A 22,713-nucleotide genomic window follows, 5' to 3' on the forward strand; every position below is an offset into this window, starting at 1 on the left:
TGGAGTGAGTCGGCGACGTTACGGGACCCGGTTCCGGGCGCGTCGGCACTCCGGCCCACCCCGGGGCCACACCGCGGCCAGACCCCGCGCCCCATACCGCGTCCCGCGGGTGGGGCCGGCGCCCCGGCGACGATCGAGGAGGAGAGCGGATGGCCGTGTATCTCGACCACGCCGCGACGACGCCGCTGCGGCCGGAGGCGCGGGCGGCATGGCTCGAAGCCGCTGACGCACTCGGCAACGCGTCGTCGATCCACGGCCCCGGCCAGCACGCCCGACGGCTCCTGGAAGAGGCGCGTGAGCGGCTGGCGGCCGTGCTCGACTGCGATGCGGTCGAAGTGATCTTCACCGCGGGTGGCACCGAGGCGGTGAATCTGGCGATCAAGGGTCTCTGGTGGAGCCGCGACGGGGGAGGGGACGCGATCGTCCTGCCGGATGGCGAGCACCACGCCACGATCGACGCCGTCCAGTGGCTCACGGCTCAGGGCGCCGTGGTCCGGGCCGTGCCGCTGGACGCGCATGGCCGCATCGGCCTCGACCGCTTCGCGGCGGCCCTCCCCGGCGCCGCTGTGGCCACGGCGCTCGTGGCCAACAATGAGGTCGGCACGGTGAACGACGCCGCAGCGCTGTCGGCCGCGGCCGCCGACGCCGGCGTGCCGCTGCACCTCGATGCCGTGGCCGCGTTCGGACACGTGCCGGTGGCGTTCCGAGAATGGCGCGGCGATCGTGCGTCCGCCGGCGGGCTGGGGGCCATGAGCGTCTCGGCGCACAAGGTCGGCGGCCCGGTCGGCGTGGGCGCCCTCGTGGTCTCGCGCGCGGTGAACCCGGCGGCTCTTGTGCACGGCGGGGGCCAGCAGCGGGGCCTGCGTGCCGGCACCCAGGATGTCGCGGGCGCCACTGCGTTCGCCGTGGCCGCCGAGCTTGCCGAGTCCGAACGCGAGGCCGAGGCGCAAAGGCTGGCCGCTCTCCGGGACCGGCTGGTGAGCGGCATCCGCGACAGCGTCTCCGGCGCTGAGCTGCTCGGTGATCCTGTCGAGCGAGTGCCCGGGAATGCCCATGTGCTCTTTCCCGGGGCGTCGGGCGAGACCCTGCTGTTCCTGCTGGATCGGGCCGGCGTCGCGGTCTCGACGGGTTCGGCGTGCCAGGCCGGGATCCCCGAGCCCTCGCATGTGGTGACCGCGATGGGACGAACGGCTGCCGAGGCGCGGCAAGTGCTGCGGTTCACGCTCGGCCGCACCAGTGATGACGAGGACATCGCCACGGTGCTCGCCGCCCTCCCCGAGGCGGTCGAGCGCGCGCGTGCGGCGTCCGGCCCGCGTCCAGGCGCCGGTTCGTAGACTGGACCCATGCGGATCCTTGCGGCCATGAGCGGTGGCGTCGACTCGGCTGTCGCGGCCGCGCGGGCCGTCGAGGCGGGGCATGACGTCGTCGGCGTGCATCTCGCGCTGTCGCGCGCCGGCGGCACGCTGCGCACCGGCAGCCGCGGCTGCTGCACCATCGAGGACGCGATGGATGCGCGACGCGCGGCCGATCGCCTGGGGATCCCCTTCTACGTGTGGGACTTCTCGGAGCGTTTCCGCGACGATGTGATCGACGATTTCATCGCCGAGTACCAGGCGGGTCGGACGCCGAATCCCTGCATGCGCTGCAACGAGAAGATCAAGTTCGCCGCGCTGCTCGAGCGGGCTCTGGAACTCGGTTTCGACGCCGTGTGCACCGGTCACTACGCGACACTCGTCGACGGACCGGAGGGTCTGGAACTGCACCGGGCCTCGGATGCCGCCAAGGACCAGTCGTACGTGCTCGGGGTGCTGACAGCCGAACAGCTGCGGCACACCTACTTCCCGCTCGGCGCGACGCCCTCGAAGGCGGTCGTGCGCGCCGAGGCTGAGGCGCGCGGACTGACGGTCGCCCACAAGCCCGACAGCCACGACATCTGCTTCATCCCCGACGGCGACACGCGCGGGTGGCTCGCAGACAAGGTGGGCGCAGCCCAGGGCGACGTCGTCGATCGTGAGGGAGCGGTGGTCGGAACCCACGAGGGCGCACACGCCTTTACCGTGGGTCAGCGGCGCGGGCTGTCGCTGGGGGTGCCGGCTCGGGATGGCAAGCCACGGTTCGTGCTCGAGGTGCGACCAGTGTCGAACACCGTGGTGGTCGGTCCCAAGGAGGCGCTGGCCACCGCAGAGATCGCGGGGGAGCGCTTCTCGTGGGCGGGGCGTGCACCTGAGTCAGCCGCCTTCGCGTGCCACGTGCAGATCCGCGCGCACGCCGAACCGGTTCCTGCGGCGGCGCGACTGGAGGACGGACTTTTGACCGTGGTGCCCGAGTCACCATTCGACGGGGTCGCGCCGGGACAGACCGCCGTCCTCTACGAAGGCACGCGGGTGATCGGCCAGTTCACGATCGACCGCACGGTCTCCGCCGTCCCGGTAGACGCGTGAATCGAGCCTGAGCGCGCGTCGGAGCCCGCTTCTAGACTGGCGGGGTGACGGATGCCCCACTTCCCGCCGACCCTGGTCTCGAGGGCGCGCGAGCCGAGTCCCTGCAGCTGATCGAGCGCATCATCGAGGCGCGCGACGCCTACTACGGGCGCGACGCCGAGATCGTCGACGACGCCACGTACGACGCCTGGATGCATCGCCTCGAAGAGCTCGAGCGGCTGCACCCCGAACTGCAGGGGCAGGATTCGCCGACGCAGACCGTGGGGGCCGCCGAGAGCTCGATGTTCGCGCCTGTCGAGCACGCCGAGCGCATGTTGAGCCTCGACAACGTCTTCAGCCCGCAAGAGCTGCGGGAGTGGTGCGTCAAAGCTCGGGCCTCCGCGGGCCGCGAGGTGCGGTGGCTCACCGAGCTCAAGATCGACGGCCTCGCCATCAGCCTCCGGTACGAGCGGGGGATCCTCACCTCTGCCGCGACACGCGGCGACGGGCGGATCGGCGAGGATGTCACAACGAACGCGCTCCGGGTCGTAGGCATCCCGCAACGACTGTCGGGCACGGGGCATCCCGACCTCGTCGAGGTGCGCGGAGAGGTCTTCATCCCGGTCGCCGCCTTCGAGAAGCTCAATGCGCTGCAGGCCGACATGCGCGACCGGATCGTCGAAGATGCTCGAGCCCGCGCCCGGGGGTTCGACGAGGCGAAGGCCCGCGTGAGTGCCGAGAGGCGTTTTCCCTCGTTCGCCAACCCGCGCAACGCGGCGTCGGGTGGTTTGCGCCAGCAGCTCGACAAGAAGGACGGGCTCGAGCGCGAGGCGGGCCAGGCGCGACTGGACTCGCTGCGGCTGTTCGTGCACGGGATCGGGGCATGGAGTCGTCCGCCGGTGTCGTCGCAGAGCGAGGTCTACGCGTTGCTAGGCGAGTGGGGACTGCCCACGAGCCCGTACTTCCGCACGTTCGACGACATCGATGGCGTACTCGAGTTCGTCGAGTACTACGGCGAGCATCGCCACGCCGTCGAGCATGAGCTGGACGGCATCGTCGTCAAGGTAGATGAACTCGAGCTGCACGACGAACTGGGCGCCACCAGCCGGGCCCCGCGCTGGGCGATCGCCTACAAGTACCCGCCGGAGCAAGTCAACACGAAGCTGCTCGACATCGTGGTCTCGGTGGGCCGCACCGGCCGCGCGACCCCGTTCGCGGTCATGGCCCCCGCGCGCGTCGCGGGCTCGGTGGTGCGCCAGGCGACGCTGCACAACCAGGACGTCGTGCGGGCCAAGGGCGTCCTCATCGGCGACACCGTCGTGCTGCGCAAAGCCGGAGACGTGATCCCCGAGATCCTCGGTCCCGTGGTCGAGCTGCGGGACGGCACCGAGCGCGAGTTCGTCATGCCGGCCGACTGCCCCGAGTGCGGTTCGCCGCTGGCCCCTGCCAAAGAGGGCGACATCGATCTGCGCTGCCCCAACACGCGTGCCTGCCCGGCGCAGGTCCGCGGCCGGGTGGAGCACATCGGCTCGCGGGGAGCGCTCGACATCGAGGCCCTCGGCGAAGTCACCGCCGCGGCGCTGACGCAGCCCTCGGTGCCCGAGACGCCGCCGCTGGAGACGGAGGCCGCTCTTTTCGAACTGACCCTCGAGCAGCTCGTACCCATCGAAGTGGTGGTGCGCGATGCCGAGACCGGTGAGCCTCGCGTCGACGCGAAGACCGGCGACATCGTGCGCCGGGCCCCGTTCCGACGCAACCCCAGCCCGGCAGAGAAGAAGGCGGGCAACACCGGACCGCAGCCCTCGGCGCAGGCGCTCACCCTGCTCGATCAGCTCGAGCGCGCCAAGACGAAGGAGCTCTGGCGGTTTCTCGTCGCGTTGAACATCCGGCACGTCGGCCCGGTCGCCGCCCGGGCGCTGGCGCAGTGGTTCGGATCGGTCGACGCGATCCGCGCCGCCACCCGCGACGAGCTCGCCGGGGTCGAGGGGGTCGGCGGGATCATCGCAGACTCGCTCACCGACTGGTTCGAAGTCGACTGGCATCGCGAGATTCTCGATCGATGGTCCGCTGCCGGAGCGCAGCTGAGCACCCCTCGTCACCCCGGTCCGGGCGCTGCCGCAGCCTCGGGCGGCGTTCTGGACGGACTCACGATCGTCGCGACCGGGTCACTCGAGGGCTACACGCGTGAGGGCGCCCAGGAGGCGATCCTCAACGCTGGCGGAAAGGCCGCCTCGAGCGTCTCGAAGAAGACGGATTTCGTGGCGGCCGGCCCCGGAGCGGGCTCAAAGCTCGCGAAGGCCGAGGAACTCGGCCTCCGGATCCTCGATGCGGCTCAATTCCATCTCCTGGTGACGCGAGGTCCGGCGGCCCTCGACGGCGGAGAGCCCAACGCGGAGTGACATGGCGGTGTCGCAGTGGCTCTACCGAATCGTCCCGACCCGCGCCGGGATGGTCGCCGACCCAACATCCGACGAGCAACGGATCGTCGGCGCGCACTTCGCCTACCTGCTCGAACTGAAAGAGCGCGGGATCCTGATCCTGGCGGGCCGCACCCAGGAGACCGTCGGGACGTTCGGTCTCGTGATCTTCGAGGCAGACGACAGGGCCGCTGCCCGCACGGTGATGGGCGACGACCCGGCGGTCGCGGCGGGCCTGTTCGCGGCATCCCTCCACCCGTACGCGGTGGCCGTCGCTCGAGACGGGCTCGCGGAACAATGAGCGCGCGAGCGTGGCAGGCCTACGACCCCGTCGTCAGCGTGAGCAGTCGCTCGCGCACCTTACGGCGCAGCACCTTTCCGATCAGGGACTTCGGCAGTTCGTCGACCACAAAGACGCGACGTGGCACCTTGTACGGGGTCAGGATGCCGCGGGCGAACTCGCGCACCGCCTCGACATCCACATCGCCGGCGTCGGGGGCGCACACGATCGCCGCGACGACCTCCTCGCCGGAATGCTCGCTGGGCAGCCCGACGACGGCGACGTCTTCGACCATCGGGTGCTGCCGCAAAGCGCTCTCCACTTCGGTGGGCGCGACGTTGAAGCCGCCGGTGATGATGAGCTCTTTGATGCGATCGACGATCCGCACGAAGCCGGCGTCGTCGATCGTGACGATGTCACCAGTGCGGAACCACCCGTCCGCGAGCACGGCCTCGGTCTCTTCCGGCTTGCCGTAATACCCGCCGAAGACCTGGGGGCCGCGTACCAGGAGCTCGCCACGATCGCCGGGGGCGACATCCTGCGTCGGGTCGTCGGGGTCGACCACGCGGCACTCGGTGCCCGGCAGCGGCAGTCCGACCGTGCCGGGCACGCGATTGTCCGCTACGGGATTGGCCATCAGTACGGGCGAGCATTCGCTCAGTCCGTAGCCCTCGACCAGATATCCGCCGGAGGCCTCCTCGAACGGCACGACGAGCTCGTGCGGCAGCGCCATCGCCCCCGAGATGGCCACCTGCGTGCCGGCCAGTGAGATGCCCTTCTCGCGGGCGGGCTTCAGCAGGCGATCGGCGATCGGCGGGACGAGCGGCAGGAAGGTCGCCGGATGCTTCTTCGTGACCTCCAGCACCATGTCGGGGTCGAAACGGGGGAAAAGAACCAGGCGGGCGCCCATCGACATCGCGAACGTGAGGCACAGAGTGAGGCCGTACGCGTGGAACATCGGCAGCACGGCATACACCACGCATCCGTCGCCGCGCACGATCGAGGGGACCCAGGCACGCGCCTGCGCCGCGTTGGAGAGCAGGTTGCGATGCGTCAGCGATGCTCCCTTCGGGCTGCCGGTCGTGCCGCTGGTGTACTGGATGAGCGCGAGATCGTCCGTCGCGGGCTTCGGATGCGTGGGCGGCAGCGGGGCGGTTCCGACGACGTCCTCCCAAGCGACGGCGCCGGTCACCCGTTCTGTCAGGGCGGCACGCGCCTCGCGGGCCTTGGCGATCGGCAGGCGCAGCGCCGCACGCGTGCGGAAGGGCATCGCCGTAGTGATGTCGACGGTGATGATCGTGGTGACTGCGAGATCGGACGGAAAGTCCTGCACGGTCTTGACGACCTTGCTCCAGACGATCGCGTGCTTCGCGCCGTGGTCCTCGAACTGCTTGCGCAGTTCCCGCGGCGTGTAGAGCGGGTTGTGCTCGATCACCACGGCGCCCAGACGCAGGACGGCGTAGAACGCGACGATGTGCTGCGGACAGTTCGGAAGGATGATGGCGACGGGGTCGCCGGCGCGCACGCCGCGGTCGCGCAGACCCGCGGCGGCCCGCTCGATCTGCTCGTGGAGCGAATGGTACGACGTCGTGCGTCCGAAGAACTGCAGGGCGGCGGCATCCGGATAGTCGCGCGCCGATGCCTCGACGATGTCGACCAGGGAGCCCGATACCGGCGGCAGATCCGCTGGCACCCCCTCGGCGTAGCTGGCGATCCAGGGGCGCGGCGGGTCGTAGGTCGTCACGGGCCAAGCCTACGCCGGGGCCCCCGCGCCCCCGGAGGTGCCTCGCACTCCGAATAGACTGGCGTGGTGTCTGAAATCACCCCTGATCTCGTGCGCCATCTCGGTGTGCTCGCCCGGATCCAGCTCAGCGACGAGGAGGTCGAGCGCCTGACCGGCCAGCTCGACGTCATCGTCGACAACATTGCCAAAGTCTCAGAGGTCGCCACCCCGGACATCGCGGCGACGAGTCACCCGATCGCGCTGCAGAACGTCTTCCGCCCCGACGAGGTGGGCGACCTCCTCACCCCGGCCCAGGTGCTGCAGAATGCGCCCGAAGCCGCGGACGGGCGATTCCGCGTCACCGCGATCCTCGGCGAAGAGCAGTAAGGGGCACCCGTGACCGACCTGACCAAGCTGAGCGCTGCCGCGCTCGCAGACAAGCTCGCCTCGCGCGAGGTCTCCAGCGTGGAGGCGACCCGGGCGCACCTCGACCGCATCGCGGCCGTGGACGGCGACATCCACGCCTTCCTCCACGTGAGCGAGCGGGCACTCGACGTCGCGGCCGGCATCGACACCCGCCGTGCGGCGGGCGAGCAGCTCGGGCCACTGGCCGGCGTGCCGCTGGCGATCAAGGACGTGCTCGTCACGACCGACATGCCGTCGACCAGCGGTTCGAAGATCCTCGAGGGCTACATGTCGCCGTTCGACGCGACGGTCGTGGCGCGCGCCCGCGTGGCCGGACTCGTGCCCCTGGGCAAGACCAACATGGACGAGTTCGCGATGGGCTCGTCGACCGAGCACTCCGCTTACGGGCCCACCCGCAACCCGTGGGATCTCGAGCGCATCCCGGGCGGCTCCGGCGGTGGCTCGGCCGCCGCCGTGGCTGCGTTCGAGGCGCCCCTCGCCCTCGGCTCCGACACCGGCGGCTCGATCCGCCAGCCGGCGCACGTGACCGGGACCGTCGGGATGAAGCCGACCTACGGCGGGGTGAGCCGCTACGGTGCGATCGCACTGGCCTCGTCCCTCGATCAGGTGGGGCCGGTCACCCGCACCGTGCTGGATGCCGGCCTGCTCCATGACGTCATCGGCGGGCATGATCCGCACGATTCGACCTCGCTCGCCGAGGCCTGGCCGTCCTTCGCCGCGGCCGCGCGTGAGGGCGCCACCGGCGACGCGCTCAAGGGCCTGAGGGTCGGCGTCATCAAGGAGCTGCCCGACAGCGGCTTCCAAGCCGGTGTGTCGGAGTCGTTCCGTGCGGCGCTGGACGCGATGCAGGCGCACGGTGCCGAGATCGTCGAGATCAGCGCACCCCACTTCGAGTACGGCGTCGCCGCCTACTACCTCGTTCTGCCCGCCGAGGCATCCAGCAACCTGGCGAAGTTCGACTCCGTGCGCTTCGGAATGCGCGTCGACGTGCCCGGCGGCACGGTCGAGGACGTCATGGCGGCCACGCGTGACGCGGGCTTCGGGGATGAGGTCAAGCGACGCATCATCCTGGGCACCTACGCGCTGTCGGCCGGCTACTACGACGCGTACTACGGCTCGGCCCAGAAGGTGCGCACCCTCATCCAGCGCGACTTCGACGAGGCCTTCGCGCAGGTCGACGTGATCGCCACGCCGTCCGCGCCGACGACCGCGTTCAAGCTCGGTGAGAAGATCGACGATCCACTGCAGATGTACCTCAACGACGTCACGACGATTCCCGCGAACCTCGCGGGCGTTCCCGGGATCTCGATCCCGTCCGGTCTGGCCGCCGAAGACGGACTGCCCGTCGGCATCCAGTTCCTCGCTCCGGCGCGAGAAGACGCGCGTCTGTACCGCGTAGGCGCGGCGCTCGAGGCCGTGCTCCTCGACGAATGGGGTGGACCGCTCCTCGACAGGGCGCCGATGCTCGACTCGATGGGAGGCGCCCGCTGATGGCGAAGGACGCGCTGATGGACTTCGACAAGGCACTCGAGCTGTTCGAGCCCGTGCTCGGCTTCGAGGTTCACGTCGAGCTGAACACCGAGACCAAGATGTTCTCGGCCGCGGCGAACCCGGCGAACTCCGCCAACCATGCTGCCGGGCCGAACACCCTGGTCGCCCCGGTCGACATGGGGCTGCCCGGCGCGCTGCCCGTAGTCAATGAGACGGCCGTGCGCTACTCGATCAGTCTCGGGCTCGCCCTCGGCTGCTCGATCGCGCCGTCGAGCCGGTTTGCCCGAAAGAACTACTTCTACCCCGACCTGGGAAAGAACTACCAGATCTCGCAGTACGACGAGCCGATCGCCTTCGAGGGCCACGTCGACGTCGAACTCGCCGACGGCACGATCGTGCCGGTGCCGATCGAGCGGGCCCATATGGAAGAGGATGCCGGCAAGCTCACCCACGTCGGTGGGGCAACCGGGCGCATCCAGGGCGCGGAATACTCGCTGGTGGACTACAACCGCGCCGGCGTGCCGCTGGTCGAGATCGTCACCAAGCCGATCTACGGCACCGAGCACCGCGCGCCGGACGTCGCCAAGGCCTATGTGCAGACGATCCGCGACATCGTCCTGAGCCTCGGGATCTCGGATGCCCGCATGGAGCGCGGCAACCTGCGCTGCGACGCCAACGTGTCGCTCCGCCCGCGCGGCCAGGAGAAGCTGGGCACGCGCACCGAGACCAAGAACGTCAACTCCATGCGGTCGGTGGAGCGGGCGGTGCGCTACGAGATCCAGCGTCAGGCGGCGATTCTCGCCGCCGGCGGAAAGATCACGCAGGAGACGCGACACTGGCACGAAGACACCGGGACCACCTCGCCGGGGCGCCCGAAGTCCGACGCCGACGACTACCGGTACTTCCCTGAGCCGGATCTGCTTCCCGTCGTCCCCGCGCCGGAGCTCATCGAGCAGCTGCGTGGCGCACTGCCGGAGCCGCCCGCCGCACGTCGTCGCCGTCTGAAGGCCGAATGGGGCTTCACCGACCTCGAGTTCCAGGACGTCGTCAACGGCGGGCTTCTCGCCGAGGTCGAGGCAACCGTCGCCGCGGGTGCCGCGCCGGCGTCCGCCCGCAAATGGTGGACGGGCGAACTCACACGGATCGCGAACGCGACGAGTGCGGAGGGCACCGGACGCGAGGCATCCGATCTCGCTACTCCCGCCCAGGTCGCCGAGCTGCAGTTGCTCATCGACGAGGGGACGCTGACCGACAAGCTCGCGCGTCAGGTGCTTGAGGGCGTGGTTGCGGGCGAGGGCTCACCCAAGGACGTCGTCGCCGCTCGCGGACTGGCGGTCGTTTCGGATGACGGTGCGCTCATCGCCGCGATCGACGAGGCGCTGGCCTCGCAGCCCGACGTGCTCGAGAAGATCCGCGACGGAAAGGTGCAGGCCGCGGGAGCCATCATCGGCGCGGTCATGAAGGCCATGAAGGGTCAGGCCGACGCCGCACGCGTGCGCGAACTGGTTCTGGAGCGCGCGGCGCAATAGTACGGCCTCTCGTGCTCCGGGTCGGCTGACGGCCCGGAGGCGCGGGATGTCGGCGGTGCGACGCAGAATGGATCCATGGGGCGCGGCGACGGATCTGGCCGGCTCGTATCACCCGAAGGTGCCGACGATGCCGGTACCGGGATCCTTCATGTCGACATGGATGCGTTCTACGCATCGGTCGAGCAGCTCGACGACCCATCGCTGCGGGGCAAGGCGATCATCATCGGGGCGCCCGACGGCCGCTCCGTCGTCTCGAGTGCCTCGTACGAGGCGCGCCGGTTCGGCGTCCGTTCGGCGATGCCGGTCGGCCAGGCGCTCCGCCTCTGTCCGCACGCGATCGTGGTGTTGCCGCACTTCGACCGCTACCTGGAGATGTCCGCGATGGTGATGCGGATCTTCCGCGAGATCACGCCGCTGGTGGAGCCGTTGTCGATCGATGAGGCATTCCTCGATGTGCGGGGCGCGCGCAGGCTGTGGGGATCGCCGGGAGAGATCGCGCGGATGCTGCGCGCTCGTGTTGTCGAAGAGACCGGGCTGACCTGCAGCGTGGGCGTGGCGGCGACGAAGCACGTGGCGAAGATGGCGTCGACCATCAGCAAGCCCGATGGGCTGCTCATCGTTCCCGATCGCGAGACGGACGCCTTCCTGCGGCCGCGCCCCGTGCGCGCGCTCTGGGGTGTCGGGCCGAAGACGGCGGAGGCGCTCGAGGGACGCGGCATCCGCACCGTGGCCGACGTGCTCGACACACCACGGAACGTGCTCGACCGGGTTCTCGGCGACGCGATGGGCGAGCGGCTCTGGCAGCTGTCCCGGGGAATCGACCCGCGACCGATCGACACCCACCGTGTGGAGAAGAGCATCGGGCACGAAGAGACCTTCCTCGAAGACATCGCCGACGACTCCATCCTGCGCGCCGAGCTGCGTCGCCTCGCCGATCGCGTCGGAGCGCGGCTTCGAGCGGGGGAGTGGGAGGCGGCGACGATCGCGATCAAAGTGCGGTTCGCGGACTTCACCACCATCACCCGCTCGCAGACCCTGTCAGAGCCGACGGCGGTCGGCCAGCGGATCGGGGATGCCGCGCACGAGTTGTATGGTGCGATCGAACGGCGCCTGCCGGTGCGCCTCATCGGCGTCCGCGCCGAGCGCCTGCGCCCGGCCGGCGGTGGCGCCCCGGCGCTGTGGGACGACGACGAGGAATGGCGCCGCGTCGAGGATGCGCTCGACGGTGCGGCGGCGAAGTTCGGGCGAGGTGCGATCACACGTGCCACGCTGCTCGGCCGCGGGCGCGCCAGTGGCACCCTGCCCTCGAAGCCGCCCGCGCCGCGGGATACGGGAGCACCGACCGGGGCGGAACAGACGCCGGACTGAACAGACGCGGGACTGATTGGACGCGTGGCCGAAGAGAGGCTGGGCAGTCGCGTGCGCGCCCGCTACCGTGGAGCCATGCCCAATATCGCACTCGAACTCGGCAAGCAGTCCGCGACTCTCGGCGTCAAGAGCGCCTACGGGGAGCAGCAGGATGTCGACGGCGTCCGTCTCATTCCCGTCGCACTGACGTGGTCGGGCTTCGGTGGTGGCTCCGACGAGGCGGGGAACGGCGGAGGTGGGGGAGGCGGCTACGCGATCCCGGTCGGCGCCTACATCCGGCGCGGGGACGACGTCCGCTTCGAACCGAACATCGTCGCCCTTCTGGCCGTCGCCGTGCCGTTCGTGTTCTTCGCCGGCCGTGCGCTCAGTCGTGTCATCCGCGCCCTCAAGAAGTAGCCCGGATCCTGTCGCGGCGTCGCTGGAGTCTGCGGCGGGGGACCTCGTCTCGGCGATCACGCGGACCGCAGCATCCAATCCCGTCGTGCTCGTCGATGGTCGCAGCGGAGCCGGCAAGACCTCGCTGGCCCGGGGGCTCGTCACACGATGGCCGCTGCGCGGTCGCGTGCAGCTCGTGGCGCTGGACTCCATCTACCCCGGGTGGGACGGTCTCGATGACGGTGTGAAAGCCGCGCGGGAGCAGATCCTCGTGCCCCACGCCCGCGGCATCGTCGGCGTATGGCAGCGCTGGGACTGGGAGCTTCAGCAGCCCGCCGAAGCCCACGCCGTCGATCCTTCCCTGCCGCTCATCGTGGAGGGAGCCGGGCTTCTGACGCCGGCGACGGCGCGCCTCGGCGACATCCGCGTCTGGCTGGAGTCGCCCGACGGCTCGCGACGACACCGCGCGCTGACGCGCGACGGTGATGCCTACCGGCCGCACTGGGAGCGCTGGGCGAAGCAGGAGCAGCGCCACATCGAGCGCGACGAGCCCACCCGGCTCGCCACACACGTCTTCCGCGTTCCGTGAACGGGAGTGTCGAGTCGGCGAATCACATGTCGCCGTCGAGGGCGGCGACGAGTCCGTCCAGGCGGTATCCGAGCCACTCGTAGATGCCGAAGCGCGGGTCGTCGGGGTCGTAGTCCTGCGGACCGGTGATCTCGAGCCTGGTGGCCAGCACGAGGCGGACGGCCGCCAGCGTGCGCAGCCAGGCCTGCGCCGCGTCGGGATCCAGGCGCACCTCGACAGGTTCCATGAGAGCGGGATCCTCGGGGTCGTCGGGGATCTCGGCCGCGCCCGCGAGAGAAGCCAGCACCAGACCGGCGTCGGTTCGTCGGCGATCGAGCAGATGCGCCTGCGTGAGATCCCGGAACTCGCGAGCATCGGCCGCGTCCGCATAGGCCGGCGGCACGAGCCTGCCGATCGCGGGGTCGCCGGCTTCGGGCGCGGTGTCTGCGACGAGATCGAGGAACTGACCGACGATCCCGGCCAGGTGAGCAGCCTCGAGCCGGGCGAGCTCGACGACGATGATGCGCGCCGTCATTGCGGCTCCTGGCGCACGGTCGCCCACAGCCCGTAGTCATGCATCGCCTGAGCGTGCAGCTCCATGCGCTCTCGCGCGCCGACCGCGACGACGGCATGCCCCTCGTTGTGCACAGCGAGCATCAGACGCTCCGCCTCGGCGTGCGGCAGCCCGAAGTACTCGCGGAAGACATGGGTGACGTAGCTCATGAGGTTCACCGGGTCGTCCCAGACCACCGTCTGCCAGGGGCGGTCCGCACTGATGCTCTCGCGCGTCTCGGATTCCCGTTCCAGTGCTGGTGCCGCCGACGCCCCCATCACGCCCACCCCAGTTCGTGCAGGCGGGCATCGTCGATGCCATAGAAGTGCGCGATCTCGTGCACCAGCGTCGTGTGCACCTCATCGCGCAGGGCGGCCTCGTCGTCGCAGGCCGCCAGATGCGCGTCGCGGTACACGATGATTCGGTCAGGCAGCTCACCGCCCCCGTACCGGTCGCGCTCGGTGAGCGCCCATCCGTCGTAGAGGCCGAACAGGTCGAGGCCGCCGTCCTCGGAGCGAGCCTCGACCACGAAGACGACGTTGTCGAGCCCCTCGACCATGTCATCGGGGAGGGCGTCGAGCTCGTCGATCACGAGCTGCTCGAACGTCTCGGCATCCATCTCCATCATGATGCCTCGGTTCGCCGACACGCAGGGCCGCTGGCGAGACCTCGATCCGACTGCTTGGGGTGAGTAACGGGACTTGAACCCGCGGCCCCCTGGACCACAACCAGGTGCTCTACCAACTGAGCTATACCCACCATGTCTCCCGCCTGAGCGGGCAACCAGAAAATTCTCTCACACCTCAGGGGCAAACGACGAAACGACGGCGGCCGCCGCGGCGCGCGCCCCGTCGCTGGTCGGACCCGGCTCCGGCACGAACACCGCCTGGCGGTAATAGGCCAGCTCTCGGATCGATTCGAGGATGTCGGCGAGAGCGCGATGACCCCCGTCTTTCGCGGGGGCGTGGATGTACGCGCGGGGGTACCAGCGACGCGCCAGCTCTTTGATGCTCGACACGTCCACATTGCGGTAATGCAGCCACCGGTCCACTCGCGGCATGTACTTCGCGAGGAACATCCGGTCGGTGCCGATGGTGTTCCCGGCGAGGGGAGCTCTGCCCTCGAGCGGCACGAAGCGCTGAATGTACTCGAGCACCTGGAATTCGGCATCCGCCACGGTGACGCCGTGGGGGATCTCGTCGATCAGCCCGGACGTGCGGTGCATGTTCGTGACGAACTCGTTCATGTTCGCCATCGCCGAGGCATCGGGTTTGATGACGACGTGGAACCCCGGGTCCAGAGCGCGCAGCTCGAAGTCGGTCACGACGACCGCGATCTCGACGAGTTCGTCGACCTCGAGATCGAGTCCGGTCATTTCGCAATCGATCCACACCAGGCGATCGTTCTCAGAAGCCCCCACCATGCGGTCCATCCTATTGATGCCCCCGACAGCGGGCCCGGCGGTGCCGCCGAGCCCGGAGCCCCTCCGGGAGGATTCGAACCCCCGACCTTGCGGGTAGAAACCGCTCGCTCTGTCCCCTGAGCTACGGAGGGAAGGGTGGGTGACCAGATTACCCGGTCGCGCGAGAACCTACGGCTCTGGCGTGTCCGCGCGTCACGGCGTAGCGTCGGCACCGGAGGCATCGAAAGGAGTTCACCATGAACACCACGCAGACGCGTCACCCGCTCTGGGTGGCCTACGGCGCTTCGGGCGTCGTCGGCAGCATCCGCAAGGACGATGAGGGCTATATCGTCACGATGGCCGGAGCCGACTCCGTGCTGGGAGCGTTCCCCACCATGGAGGTCGCCAAGAGCGCGCTGCACGCTCATATGACGCCCGGCAGCGACTGGCCGCAGTTCCGGGAGCACTGACGCCGGCGCACGGTTCGAGCGACCCGGCGGTGCACGGGATCAGTGCACCGCCTGGGCTGCCGGCGCCTCCCCACGCGCCGCCCGGCGCGTGTCGAGCAGTGGCAGTGCGACATGCACGAGCGGTCCGATGAGAAGCGCGAACAGCACGGTGCCGATGCCGACCGTTCCCCCGAGCAGCCAGCCGATCAGCAGTACGGTCAGCTCGACGAGCGCGCGGCACGCCCAGATGGGCCAGCCGAGCCGAGTGTTCATGCCGGTCATGAGTCCGTCGCGCGGCCCCGGCCCGAACCGCGCCCCGATGTAGAGCCCCGACGCGAGTGCCACGGTGACGATACCGCCCAGCAGGAGGGCGATCTGAGAGGCGATCCCGACCGCCGGGGGAATGAGCCACAGCGTGACCTGCATGCTGGTGCCCACCAGGAGGATGTTGGCGATCGTACCGACTCCCGGCTTCTGTCGCAGGGGGATCCAGAGAAGCAGGACGAAGAATCCGAGGATGTTCGTGATCCACCCGATGCCGACCTCGGTGTGGAGCGAGAGGCCCTGCGCGAAGACGGTCCATGGATCCACCCCGAGGCCCGCTTGGATGGTGAGGGCGCAGCCTGCGCCGTAGAGGAGCAGGCCCACGAACAGCTGCATGACGCGACGGGGCATGTGCCCATCCAATCGCATGATTGGATCGTGGTGACCGGTCCAATCCCGCTAAGGTGGCTGGATGGATTCACGGATTTCGGCTCGGGCGCTGTCCGCGGCGTTGGGTGGGTGGCGCACGAAAGAGCCGGTGTACGAAGCGCTGGCCGACGGCATCCGGCTGCTGTGCCTCGATAACCGGCTTGCTCCGAGGACCGCTTTGCCGGCCGAGCGCGAGCTCGCGGGCGCACTGGCGGCGAGTCGCAGCACCGTCGCGGCCGCGTACCGGAGCCTGCGGGATTCCGGCCACATCTCGAGCCTGAGAGGATCCGGTAGTGTGACGCTGCCGCTCGGGCGCCACGATCTCGGCCGTGCCGCTGCGGCGGACGGCACGATCGATCTGCAGCAGGCCAGTCCTCCCGCGTGGCCCGGACTGGCGGGGGTGATGGGCGACGTGGCGCAGTCCGCGTCGACGCTCGTCGCTCGTGTCGGCTACGACGTTCTGGGACGCATCGAGCTGCGCGAGGCGATCGCTCGCCACTACGAGCGCCGTGGGATCCCGACCCGCCCGGACGAGGTCCTCGTGACGACCGGAGCGCAGAGCGCCATCCATCTCGTGGCGTCGGTGCTGCTCGGGCGCGGCGATCGCGTCCTGGTCGAGACGCCGACGTACCCTCATGCGGTCGATGCGCTCCGGCGAGCCGGCTCTCGACCTGTCGGGGTTCCGGTCACGACCGAGGACGGGTGGGACCTGGACCGGGCCGAGCAGGCGTTCGCGCGGACGCTGCCGGTGATGGCGTATCTGATGCCGGACTTCCACAACCCGACGGGCCGCTCCATGACCCCGGAGGAGCGCGACCTCTTCCTTCTCGCGGGGGAGCGGGCCGGTTCGGTGCTCGTGCTGGATGAGACCACCTCCGAGCTCGACATCGACCGCGGCGCCGTCGCGCCCGGATTCGCCACCGCCGAGCCGGGGACCGTCGTGCGCGTCGGCTCGATGGGCAAGACCGTCTGGGGAGGGCTGCGCGTCGGCTGGGTCCGGGCGGAGGGGGACCTGATCCGGCGGCTCGTCGCCGCGCGTCCTGCGCAAGATCTGGGCACGCCGGAGTTCGAGCAGGCCGTCGTGACGCGCCTCCTCGACGATCTCGACGGGATCCTCGCGCAACGCTCGAGCCTCCTCCGGTCCGGACGGGACGCGTTGGTCAGCGCGCTGGCCGAGCACCTTCCGGAGTGGCGGGTCCCCGCGGTGAACGGGGGCGTCTCGCTGTGGATCGAGCTGAACGCGCCCCTCAGCTCGGCGGTGGTGATCGACGTGCGATCCCGCGGAGTGCTGCTGTCGGCGGGACCACGCTTCTCGGTCGAGGGGGGCCACGAGCGCCACCTGCGGGTACCGTTCACCGCGCCCCCTGAGGAGCTGGTCCGTGCCGTGCGAGAGCTCGCGCAGTCGTGGCGCTCCGTGCGTGCCGGGGCGCCGGCCACAGCGGTCGACCGCGTGGGGGCTGTGGTCTGAGAGGTCGGCGCCCTGCTCGTCAGGTCGCGAAGCGCAGGCAGTCGATCGCCTCGCCGATCCGCCAGAACTCGCCGAGATCGAGAAACGCGCGTGAGGGCGGGTGAAAGCGGCGGACTCGATACCGGATGCCGTCGGCCTCGGACAACGCCTGCAGGTGACCGACCACGCGTCCGCTCCGGTCGATCACACGCCACAGCGCCGGCGCGGCGGCCGCGAGCCGCAGGGGTATTCCGGAGGGGACTCTCGGCGTGGCCAACTCAGCATCACGTCGCACTGTCTGGTCCATATCATCTCCCTTCCCTTCGAAGATATGTGCGACGTACGACATTCCACGATCGGCGCTTCCTCCCCAACGCGACGCTGCGACGGACTTTCCCCAGAACAGTCCGCGACAGCCGACCGCGCGGTGTGACAGGCCCAAGCTGAATCCGCCGCCGGCGTTCACCGGGCACGGGCGCCGGCGGCACCGGGGACGGTCCCCGGACTGTCACGAAGGGAAAGCCACATGAACGAGACGATCACGATCACCGGGAACATCGCGACCGAACCGGAGTTCAAACGCATCGGCAACGGGGTGCCGGTCATCAACTTCCGCGTCGCGAGCGGACAGCGGCGATACGACCGAGCCACGAACACGTGGGTGGACGCAGGGACGAACTGGTATTCCGTCTCAGCGTTCCGCGGGCTCGCCGAGCACGCGCTCGATTCGCTGCACAAGGGCGACAGGGTGCTGGTCACGGGTCGTCTGAGGCTGCGGGAATGGGACACCGGGACGAAGCGCGGGGTGGCGGTCGAGATCGACGCCGAGGCCATCGGTCACGACCTGCTGTGGGGAACGAGCACGTTCTCCAAGTCCAGCAGGTCGTCTGCGCGCTCCGAGCAGGAGGGCAGCACGCGGGAGCCGAGTGAATCGGACTCGTGGGCGGCGCCGGGGATCGATTCCGCCGGTGGTGCGTCCCAACCCGTCGGAGGAACACCCGATTCATCGCTCGTGGCCGTCGGGGCGGACGTGTCGAGCGAGACGCGGGTCCTCGCGGGTGCCGATTCGCCGTTCTGACGTACTCAGGCCGCGTTCGGGATGCCGGGCCATAGACTCTCCCCGTGCCCCGACATCCCGAGCCCGCCCCTCCGCGGAGTGTGATCGTGACCTCCCGGGGGGCACGCCTCCTCCTCGCCGCAGCGGGCGTCGCGCTGCTGGCCGGCTGCACCGCGCTGGCTCCCGCGCCCGATGAGACGACCGGCGGGACGGCCGCGCCGACTTCGTCGCCCGAGCCCTCGACAAGCTCGGCACCGCCCGAGCCCGTCCTGGTCGTCGGGGGCTCGGCGGAGGACAACCTGCCGGTGTTCGCAGCAGTGACGAACTCCGTGTGGAGTTCGGTGCAGTATCCATCGGGCCGCGCTTACATCGACGCACTGGTGGCGGCCGGGTTCGACAAGGCGGCGATGCAGGTCACGGAGGACATCTCGACCGTGGGCAATCCGGCCGAGAGCATCCAGTTCTCGGTGCGATGGGCAGACGAGTGCCTCATCGGACAGGTGGGTCCGGCGACGGGCGAACCGGTGGCTGTGGTCGCGCCGGTGCTGGCCGAAGGGACCTGCCTCATCGGCCAGACGCGCCCCATCGACTGGTGACCCTGGCCCGCGGGTAGGCTGGGACGCTGACGTCCGTACTCCAAGGAGAGCAGAAACCCGCATGGCTGAGTACATCTACTCGATGGTCCGCGCGCGCAAGGCGGTCGGCGACAAGCTGATCCTCGACGACGTGACGATGGCGTTCCTTCCCGGCGCGAAGATCGGCATGGTCGGCCCCAACGGCGCCGGAAAGTCGACGATCCTCAAGATCATGGCGGGCCTGGACACGCCGTCGAACGGCGAAGCCAAGCTCTCTCCCGGCTTCTCGGTCGGCATCCTCATGCAGGAGCCCGAGCTCGACGAGACCAAGACGGTGCTGGAGAACATCCAGGACGGCATCGCCATCAAAGCGAAGGTTGACCGCTTCAACGAGATCTCCGGTCTGATGGCCGACCCGGACGCGGACTTCGACGCGCTGCTCGCCGAGATGGGCACGCTCCAGGAAGAGATCGACGCGGCGGACGCGTGGGATCTCGACTCGCAGCTCGAGCAGGCGATGGACGCTCTGCGCACCCCGCCCGGCGACGCCGAGATCGGGCCACTCTCCGGCGGTGAGCGGCGTCGCGTCGCGCTGACGAAGCTCCTGCTGCAGAAGCCCGACCTGCTGCTGCTGGACGAGCCCACGAACCACCTCGACGCCGAGAGCGTCCTGTGGCTCGAACAGCATCTGCAGAAGTACCCCGGCGCGGTCATCGCCATCACACACGACCGGTACTTCCTCGACAACGTCGCCGAATGGATCGCCGAGGTCGACCGCGGGCGCCTCATCGGCTACGAGGGCAACTACTCCACGTACCTGGAGAAGAAGGGTGAGCGCCTCGCGATCCAGGGCAAGAAGGACGCGAAGCTTGCCAAGCGTCTCGCGGAAGAACTCGACTGGGTGCGTTCGAACGCCAAGGGACGTCAGGCGAAGTCCAAAGCGCGGCTCGCGCGTTATGAGGAGATGGCCGCCGAGGCCGACCGCACGCGGAAGCTCGACTTCGAAGAGATCACGATCCCACCCGGGCCGCGCCTGGGCAGCATCGTCATCGAGGCCAAGAAGCTCCAGAAGGGCTTCGACGGCCGCTCCCTCATCGACGGGCTGAGCTTCAGTCTGCCGCCGAACGGCATCGTGGGCGTCATCGGGCCCAACGGCGTGGGCAAGACCACGCTCTTCAAGACGATCGTCGGCCTCGAACCGCTCGACGGCGGCGATCTGAAGATCGGCGAGACCGTCAAGATCAGCTACGTCGATCAGAGCCGCTCGAACATCGACCCCAACAAGTCGCTGTGGGAGGTGGTCTCCGACGGACTCGACATCATCACGGTCGGCAAGACCGAGATCCCCTCGCGCGCATACGTCTCGAAGTTCGGCTTCAAGGGCCCCGATCAGCAGAAGAAGGCGGGTGTGCTGTCCGGTGGCGAGCGCAACCGCCTCAATCTCGCTCTGACGCTCAAAGAGGGCGGCAACCTGCTGCTGCTCGACGAGCCGACGAACGACCTGGACGTCGAAACGCTCCAATCGCTCGAGAACGCCCTGCTGGAGTTCCCCGGCTGCGCCGTGGTCATCACGCACGACCGGTGGTTCCTCGACCGCATCGCGACTCACATCCTCGCGTACGAGGGCACCGACGAGGATCCCGACAAGTGGTACTGGTTCGAGGGCAACTTCGAAGCGTACGAAGAGAACAAGATCGAGCGCCTCGGCCCGGAAGCGGCCAAACCCCATCGCTCGGCGTACCGCAAGCTGACGCGTGACTGAGGTCGGTGCGGGCAGCGTGACGACCGCGTCCGGCCCCGAGCCGGACGCGGTGCCCCGTCGCCTGCACCTGCCGATCCACCTGCGTTGGGGCGACCTGGACGCCTTCAACCATGTCAACAACACCGCGATGCTCAAGCTGCTCGAAGAGGCCCGCGTCCGCGCGTTCTGGGCGCCGCAGCCGGGCGAGGACGCGCCCGAGACAGCGCTGCTGGACTCGAGCATCTTCAGTGGCGTGCTCACGCTCATCGCCCGGCAGGAGATCGAGTACCTCGCGCCCGTGCCCTACCAGCGGCATCCGCTCGACGTGCAGATGTGGTTCGGAAAGCTCGGCGGCTCGAGCATCGAGGTGTGTTACGAGGTGTTCAGTCCGATCGAGACCGCCGCGCCCGATCAGACCCTCTACGCGCGCGCCACGACGGTGGTGGTGAAGGTGGACGCCGCAACAGGCCGGCCGCTGCGGCTGAGCGCAGAGGAGCGCGCTGCGTGGTCGCCGTACCTCGGCGCGCCGATCGGCTACGCGCATCGCCGCTGACCGCGCAGAGCTCGTGCTGATCAGTGCCCGTCGGGCACGCGCACCATGATCTCCTGTGCGACGCTGGCCAGCAGCACGCCGTCGGCCGAGTACACGCGGCCCGTCGCCAGGCCCCGGCCCCCGCGCGCGCTCGGCGATTCCTGGACGTACAGCATCCACTCGTCGGCGCGCCCGGATCGGTGCCACCACATGGCATGGTCGAGGCTGGCGACCTTGAGACCTGGCGTGGCCCACGCGATCCCATGCGCACGCAGGATCGACTCCTGGATGGTGAGATCGCTCAGGTACGCCAGCGCCGCCCTGTGGATGCCCGCCGCATCGGGCAATGGCCGGCGTACCCGCATCCACACAGCCTGACGCGGTATGCGCTCGCCCTGCACACTCGCGTAGATGGGCGAGGGGATGTGACGCACGTCTACCGGGCGATCGGTGAAGAGCCGCTTGGACATCGGGTGCAGCCCGTGGAGGTGCGATTCGACGTCGGGGAGCTCGTCCGGCCCCGGCACGTCGTCCGGCATGGGCTCTTGATGTTCCAGGCCGGGGTCGTCGTCCTGGAACGACGCGATCATCGAGAAGATGGGCACGCCATCCTGAAAGGCCTGCGTGCGACGCGTCGAGAACGACCGGCCATCGTGGATGCGGTCCACCGCGAACGTGATGCCCTTCGCGGAGTCGCCCGGGCGCAGGAAGTAGCCGTGCATCGAGTGGACGATGCGCCCTTCGGGTATGGTGCGCTCGGCCGCCACGATCGACTGCGCGAGCACCTGCCCCCCGTAGACGCGCCCCAGGGGCATGGACTGCGACGTGCCGGTGAAGATGTCTTCGCTCGTGCGCGCATCCGAGCCGTTGAGGTCGAGCACCGCGAGAAGCGAGGCGACCGGATCGGGTTCGACGGTCGGCTCGGCGTGGTCCACGGGTGCTCCTTTCCGGGGGCGGCGTCCGCCCGTCGATCTGCTTGGTAGCTTAGGGCGATGTCTCCGCGCCTGCTGCTCGCCGACCCTGCCACGGCAGCGGACGCCCTCACCTTCGCACGGCGGGCGGCTCGCTTCACGACCGAGGGCGTCCGCCTTCAGGCTCGTGGCGGTGTTCTGGCGATGACGGCCGCGCCACTGGCGCCGAAGGGAATCGGCGACGCCACGCCCACGGTGCTCGCGATGCGGACTCTCGCAGCGGATCCCGAGCTCGTGTGCGACCTGGTGGTCGAGGCATCCGTGCTGTCCGTCGCGCTCGGCGAGCCGAGCGCCCTGAGCCTTCCCGAGACGGCACTGTCACCGGCGTGGGCGGGCATCGCTCCTCCCCGCAGCGGCTGGGAACCCCGGGCGTCGCTCGATGCCGCCCTGGTCGCTGCCAAGGCGCAGGGCGGGATCGCGCGCGTCGCGGAGGAGGTGCCGACGGATGCCGGCGAAGACGCGGTGCGCGCCGTCCGCGCTCACGTGTGGGGGGCCCCGGACGATGAGCTCGGCGGTCTGCCGTTGGGCGCCGCGTTCGCCGCCCTGAGCATGGGCTTCATCAGCGGCAGCGAGTCCGCGCAGGTCCTGGTGAGCGGGGCATGGACGCGCGTCAGTCTTCGTCGCGGCCACGTGCTGGTGCGGGGGCCGGTCGCGAGCGGGCTGGGCCCGGTGCGCCGCACCGGGGGACGCTGAGCC

The 22,713-nt window shown here is 69.6% G+C and carries 25 protein-coding genes and 2 tRNA genes; 17 read left to right on the forward strand and 10 right to left on the reverse strand.

The features are described 5' to 3' along the window. Positions 1-149 precede the first annotated feature (149 nt). From K0817_RS09060 to K0817_RS09075, 4 genes are read left to right on the forward strand one after another with little or no spacing between them, the layout of a single operon-like run. Positions 150-1,334 (forward strand): cysteine desulfurase family protein, encoded by a 1,185-nt coding sequence (locus K0817_RS09060; RefSeq protein ID WP_219981136.1) that lies wholly within the window; start codon positions 150-152, stop codon positions 1,332-1,334. 9 nt (positions 1,335-1,343) lie between these two features. Next, positions 1,344-2,441 carry a tRNA 2-thiouridine(34) synthase MnmA gene (gene mnmA, locus K0817_RS09065; RefSeq protein WP_219981137.1) on the forward strand — a complete coding sequence of 366 codons (1,098 nt, stop codon included), beginning with the start codon at positions 1,344-1,346 and terminating at the stop codon, positions 2,439-2,441. A gap of 44 nt (positions 2,442-2,485) precedes the next feature. Then, entirely contained in the window at positions 2,486-4,819 is a 2,334-nt protein-coding gene (ligA, locus tag K0817_RS09070) for an NAD-dependent DNA ligase LigA (RefSeq protein ID WP_219981138.1), read from the forward strand. A 1-nt stretch (position 4,820) separates the two neighbouring features. Continuing rightward, the gene (locus K0817_RS09075) at positions 4,821-5,138 is read left to right on the forward strand and encodes a YciI family protein (protein ID WP_219981139.1); all 318 of its coding nucleotides are present in this window, start codon (positions 4,821-4,823) and stop codon (positions 5,136-5,138) included. Between the two features lie 19 nt (positions 5,139-5,157). On the opposite strand, the gene K0817_RS09080 is transcribed toward K0817_RS09075, so the two are convergent. Next, positions 5,158-6,861 carry a long-chain-fatty-acid--CoA ligase gene (locus tag K0817_RS09080; RefSeq protein ID WP_219981140.1) on the reverse strand — a complete coding sequence of 568 codons (1,704 nt, stop codon included), beginning with the start codon at positions 6,859-6,861 and terminating at the stop codon, positions 5,158-5,160. Between the two features lie 66 nt (positions 6,862-6,927). Between K0817_RS09080 and gatC the strand changes: the two genes are divergently transcribed. The 6 genes from gatC (at position 6,928) to K0817_RS09110 (ending at position 12,618) form a co-directional block, all read left to right on the forward strand. Then, positions 6,928-7,227 (forward strand): Asp-tRNA(Asn)/Glu-tRNA(Gln) amidotransferase subunit GatC, encoded by a 300-nt coding sequence (gene gatC, locus K0817_RS09085; protein ID WP_219981141.1) that lies wholly within the window; start codon positions 6,928-6,930, stop codon positions 7,225-7,227. 9 nt (positions 7,228-7,236) lie between these two features. Further along, positions 7,237-8,757, forward strand: coding sequence for an Asp-tRNA(Asn)/Glu-tRNA(Gln) amidotransferase subunit GatA (gatA, locus tag K0817_RS09090; RefSeq protein WP_219981142.1), 1,521 nt, complete (start codon positions 7,237-7,239; stop codon positions 8,755-8,757). Further along, entirely contained in the window at positions 8,757-10,286 is a 1,530-nt protein-coding gene (gene gatB / locus K0817_RS09095; RefSeq protein WP_219981143.1) for an Asp-tRNA(Asn)/Glu-tRNA(Gln) amidotransferase subunit GatB, read from the forward strand. The genes gatA and gatB overlap by 1 nt, the downstream gene beginning before the upstream one ends. 75 nt (positions 10,287-10,361) lie before the next feature. Then, positions 10,362-11,654, forward strand: a complete 1,293-nt coding sequence (gene dinB, locus K0817_RS09100) for a DNA polymerase IV (protein ID WP_219981144.1) — start codon at positions 10,362-10,364, stop codon at positions 11,652-11,654. Between the two features lie 75 nt (positions 11,655-11,729). Beyond that, positions 11,730-12,050 carry a hypothetical protein gene (locus K0817_RS09105; RefSeq protein WP_219981145.1) on the forward strand — a complete coding sequence of 107 codons (321 nt, stop codon included), beginning with the start codon at positions 11,730-11,732 and terminating at the stop codon, positions 12,048-12,050. A gap of 22 nt (positions 12,051-12,072) precedes the next feature. Next, positions 12,073-12,618 carry a hypothetical protein gene (locus tag K0817_RS09110; RefSeq protein WP_301339843.1) on the forward strand — a complete coding sequence of 182 codons (546 nt, stop codon included), beginning with the start codon at positions 12,073-12,075 and terminating at the stop codon, positions 12,616-12,618. A 22-nt stretch (positions 12,619-12,640) separates the two neighbouring features. Here K0817_RS09110 and K0817_RS09115 read toward each other — a convergent pair whose 3' ends face one another. The 6 genes from K0817_RS09115 to K0817_RS09140 form a co-directional block, all read right to left on the reverse strand. Then, positions 12,641-13,132 carry a DUF2017 family protein gene (locus K0817_RS09115; protein ID WP_219981147.1) on the reverse strand — a complete coding sequence of 164 codons (492 nt, stop codon included), beginning with the start codon at positions 13,130-13,132 and terminating at the stop codon, positions 12,641-12,643. Continuing rightward, the gene (gene clpS, locus K0817_RS09120) at positions 13,129-13,437 is read right to left on the reverse strand and encodes an ATP-dependent Clp protease adapter ClpS (RefSeq protein ID WP_219981148.1); all 309 of its coding nucleotides are present in this window, start codon (positions 13,435-13,437) and stop codon (positions 13,129-13,131) included. Before clpS ends, K0817_RS09115 begins: the two co-directional genes overlap by 4 nt. Beyond that, the gene (locus K0817_RS09125) at positions 13,428-13,799 is read right to left on the reverse strand and encodes a metallopeptidase family protein (protein WP_219981149.1); all 372 of its coding nucleotides are present in this window, start codon (positions 13,797-13,799) and stop codon (positions 13,428-13,430) included. The genes clpS and K0817_RS09125 overlap by 10 nt, the downstream gene beginning before the upstream one ends. Before the next feature lie 34 nt (positions 13,800-13,833). Then, positions 13,834-13,909, reverse strand: a tRNA-His gene (locus tag K0817_RS09130). A gap of 37 nt (positions 13,910-13,946) precedes the next feature. After that, positions 13,947-14,573, reverse strand: a complete 627-nt coding sequence (gene orn / locus K0817_RS09135; protein WP_219981150.1) for an oligoribonuclease — start codon at positions 14,571-14,573, stop codon at positions 13,947-13,949. A gap of 58 nt (positions 14,574-14,631) precedes the next feature. Then, positions 14,632-14,704 (reverse strand) — tRNA-Arg (locus tag K0817_RS09140). 105 nt (positions 14,705-14,809) lie between these two features. Here K0817_RS09140 and K0817_RS09145 point away from each other — a divergent pair. Further along, complete coding sequence (locus tag K0817_RS09145) at positions 14,810-15,022, forward strand: methyltransferase (RefSeq protein WP_219981151.1); 213 nt, start codon at positions 14,810-14,812, stop codon at positions 15,020-15,022. A gap of 39 nt (positions 15,023-15,061) precedes the next feature. Here K0817_RS09145 and K0817_RS09150 read toward each other — a convergent pair whose 3' ends face one another. Continuing rightward, positions 15,062-15,676, reverse strand: a complete 615-nt coding sequence (locus tag K0817_RS09150; RefSeq protein ID WP_219981152.1) for a YitT family protein — start codon at positions 15,674-15,676, stop codon at positions 15,062-15,064. A 61-nt stretch (positions 15,677-15,737) separates the two neighbouring features. On the opposite strand from K0817_RS09150, the gene K0817_RS09155 reads away from it, so the two are divergent. Next, positions 15,738-17,162, forward strand: a complete 1,425-nt coding sequence (locus K0817_RS09155) for a PLP-dependent aminotransferase family protein (RefSeq protein WP_219981153.1) — start codon at positions 15,738-15,740, stop codon at positions 17,160-17,162. A 19-nt stretch (positions 17,163-17,181) separates the two neighbouring features. Here the strand turns inward: K0817_RS09155 and K0817_RS09160 are convergent, their stop codons facing one another. Further along, the gene (locus K0817_RS09160) at positions 17,182-17,448 is read right to left on the reverse strand and encodes a hypothetical protein (RefSeq protein WP_219981154.1); all 267 of its coding nucleotides are present in this window, start codon (positions 17,446-17,448) and stop codon (positions 17,182-17,184) included. A 219-nt stretch (positions 17,449-17,667) separates the two neighbouring features. Between K0817_RS09160 and K0817_RS09165 the strand changes: the two genes are divergently transcribed. The 4 genes from K0817_RS09165 to K0817_RS09180 all read left to right on the forward strand — a co-directional run bounded on the left by K0817_RS09165 (position 17,668) and on the right by K0817_RS09180 (position 21,067). Next, positions 17,668-18,219: a single-stranded DNA-binding protein gene (locus tag K0817_RS09165; protein WP_219981155.1), complete on the forward strand. Its 552-nt coding sequence runs from the start codon at positions 17,668-17,670 to the stop codon at positions 18,217-18,219. Between the two features lie 86 nt (positions 18,220-18,305). Further along, entirely contained in the window at positions 18,306-18,794 is a 489-nt protein-coding gene (locus K0817_RS09170; RefSeq protein ID WP_219981604.1) for a hypothetical protein, read from the forward strand. Positions 18,795-18,855: 61 nt separating this feature from the next. After that, positions 18,856-20,535 (forward strand): energy-dependent translational throttle protein EttA, encoded by a 1,680-nt coding sequence (ettA, locus tag K0817_RS09175; RefSeq protein ID WP_219981156.1) that lies wholly within the window; start codon positions 18,856-18,858, stop codon positions 20,533-20,535. Between the two features lie 49 nt (positions 20,536-20,584). Beyond that, positions 20,585-21,067 carry a thioesterase family protein gene (locus K0817_RS09180; RefSeq protein WP_219981605.1) on the forward strand — a complete coding sequence of 161 codons (483 nt, stop codon included), beginning with the start codon at positions 20,585-20,587 and terminating at the stop codon, positions 21,065-21,067. Between the two features lie 20 nt (positions 21,068-21,087). Here K0817_RS09180 and K0817_RS09185 read toward each other — a convergent pair whose 3' ends face one another. Next, positions 21,088-21,981 carry an acyl-CoA thioesterase II gene (locus K0817_RS09185; RefSeq protein ID WP_219981157.1) on the reverse strand — a complete coding sequence of 298 codons (894 nt, stop codon included), beginning with the start codon at positions 21,979-21,981 and terminating at the stop codon, positions 21,088-21,090. A gap of 57 nt (positions 21,982-22,038) precedes the next feature. Between K0817_RS09185 and K0817_RS09190 the strand changes: the two genes are divergently transcribed. Further along, positions 22,039-22,710, forward strand: a complete 672-nt coding sequence (locus K0817_RS09190) for a hypothetical protein (RefSeq protein WP_219981158.1) — start codon at positions 22,039-22,041, stop codon at positions 22,708-22,710. Positions 22,711-22,713: the final 3 nt, after the last annotated feature.

The organism is Microbacterium sp. HD4P20 (assembly GCF_019449275.2).
Classification (GTDB): domain Bacteria; phylum Actinomycetota; class Actinomycetes; order Actinomycetales; family Microbacteriaceae; genus Microbacterium.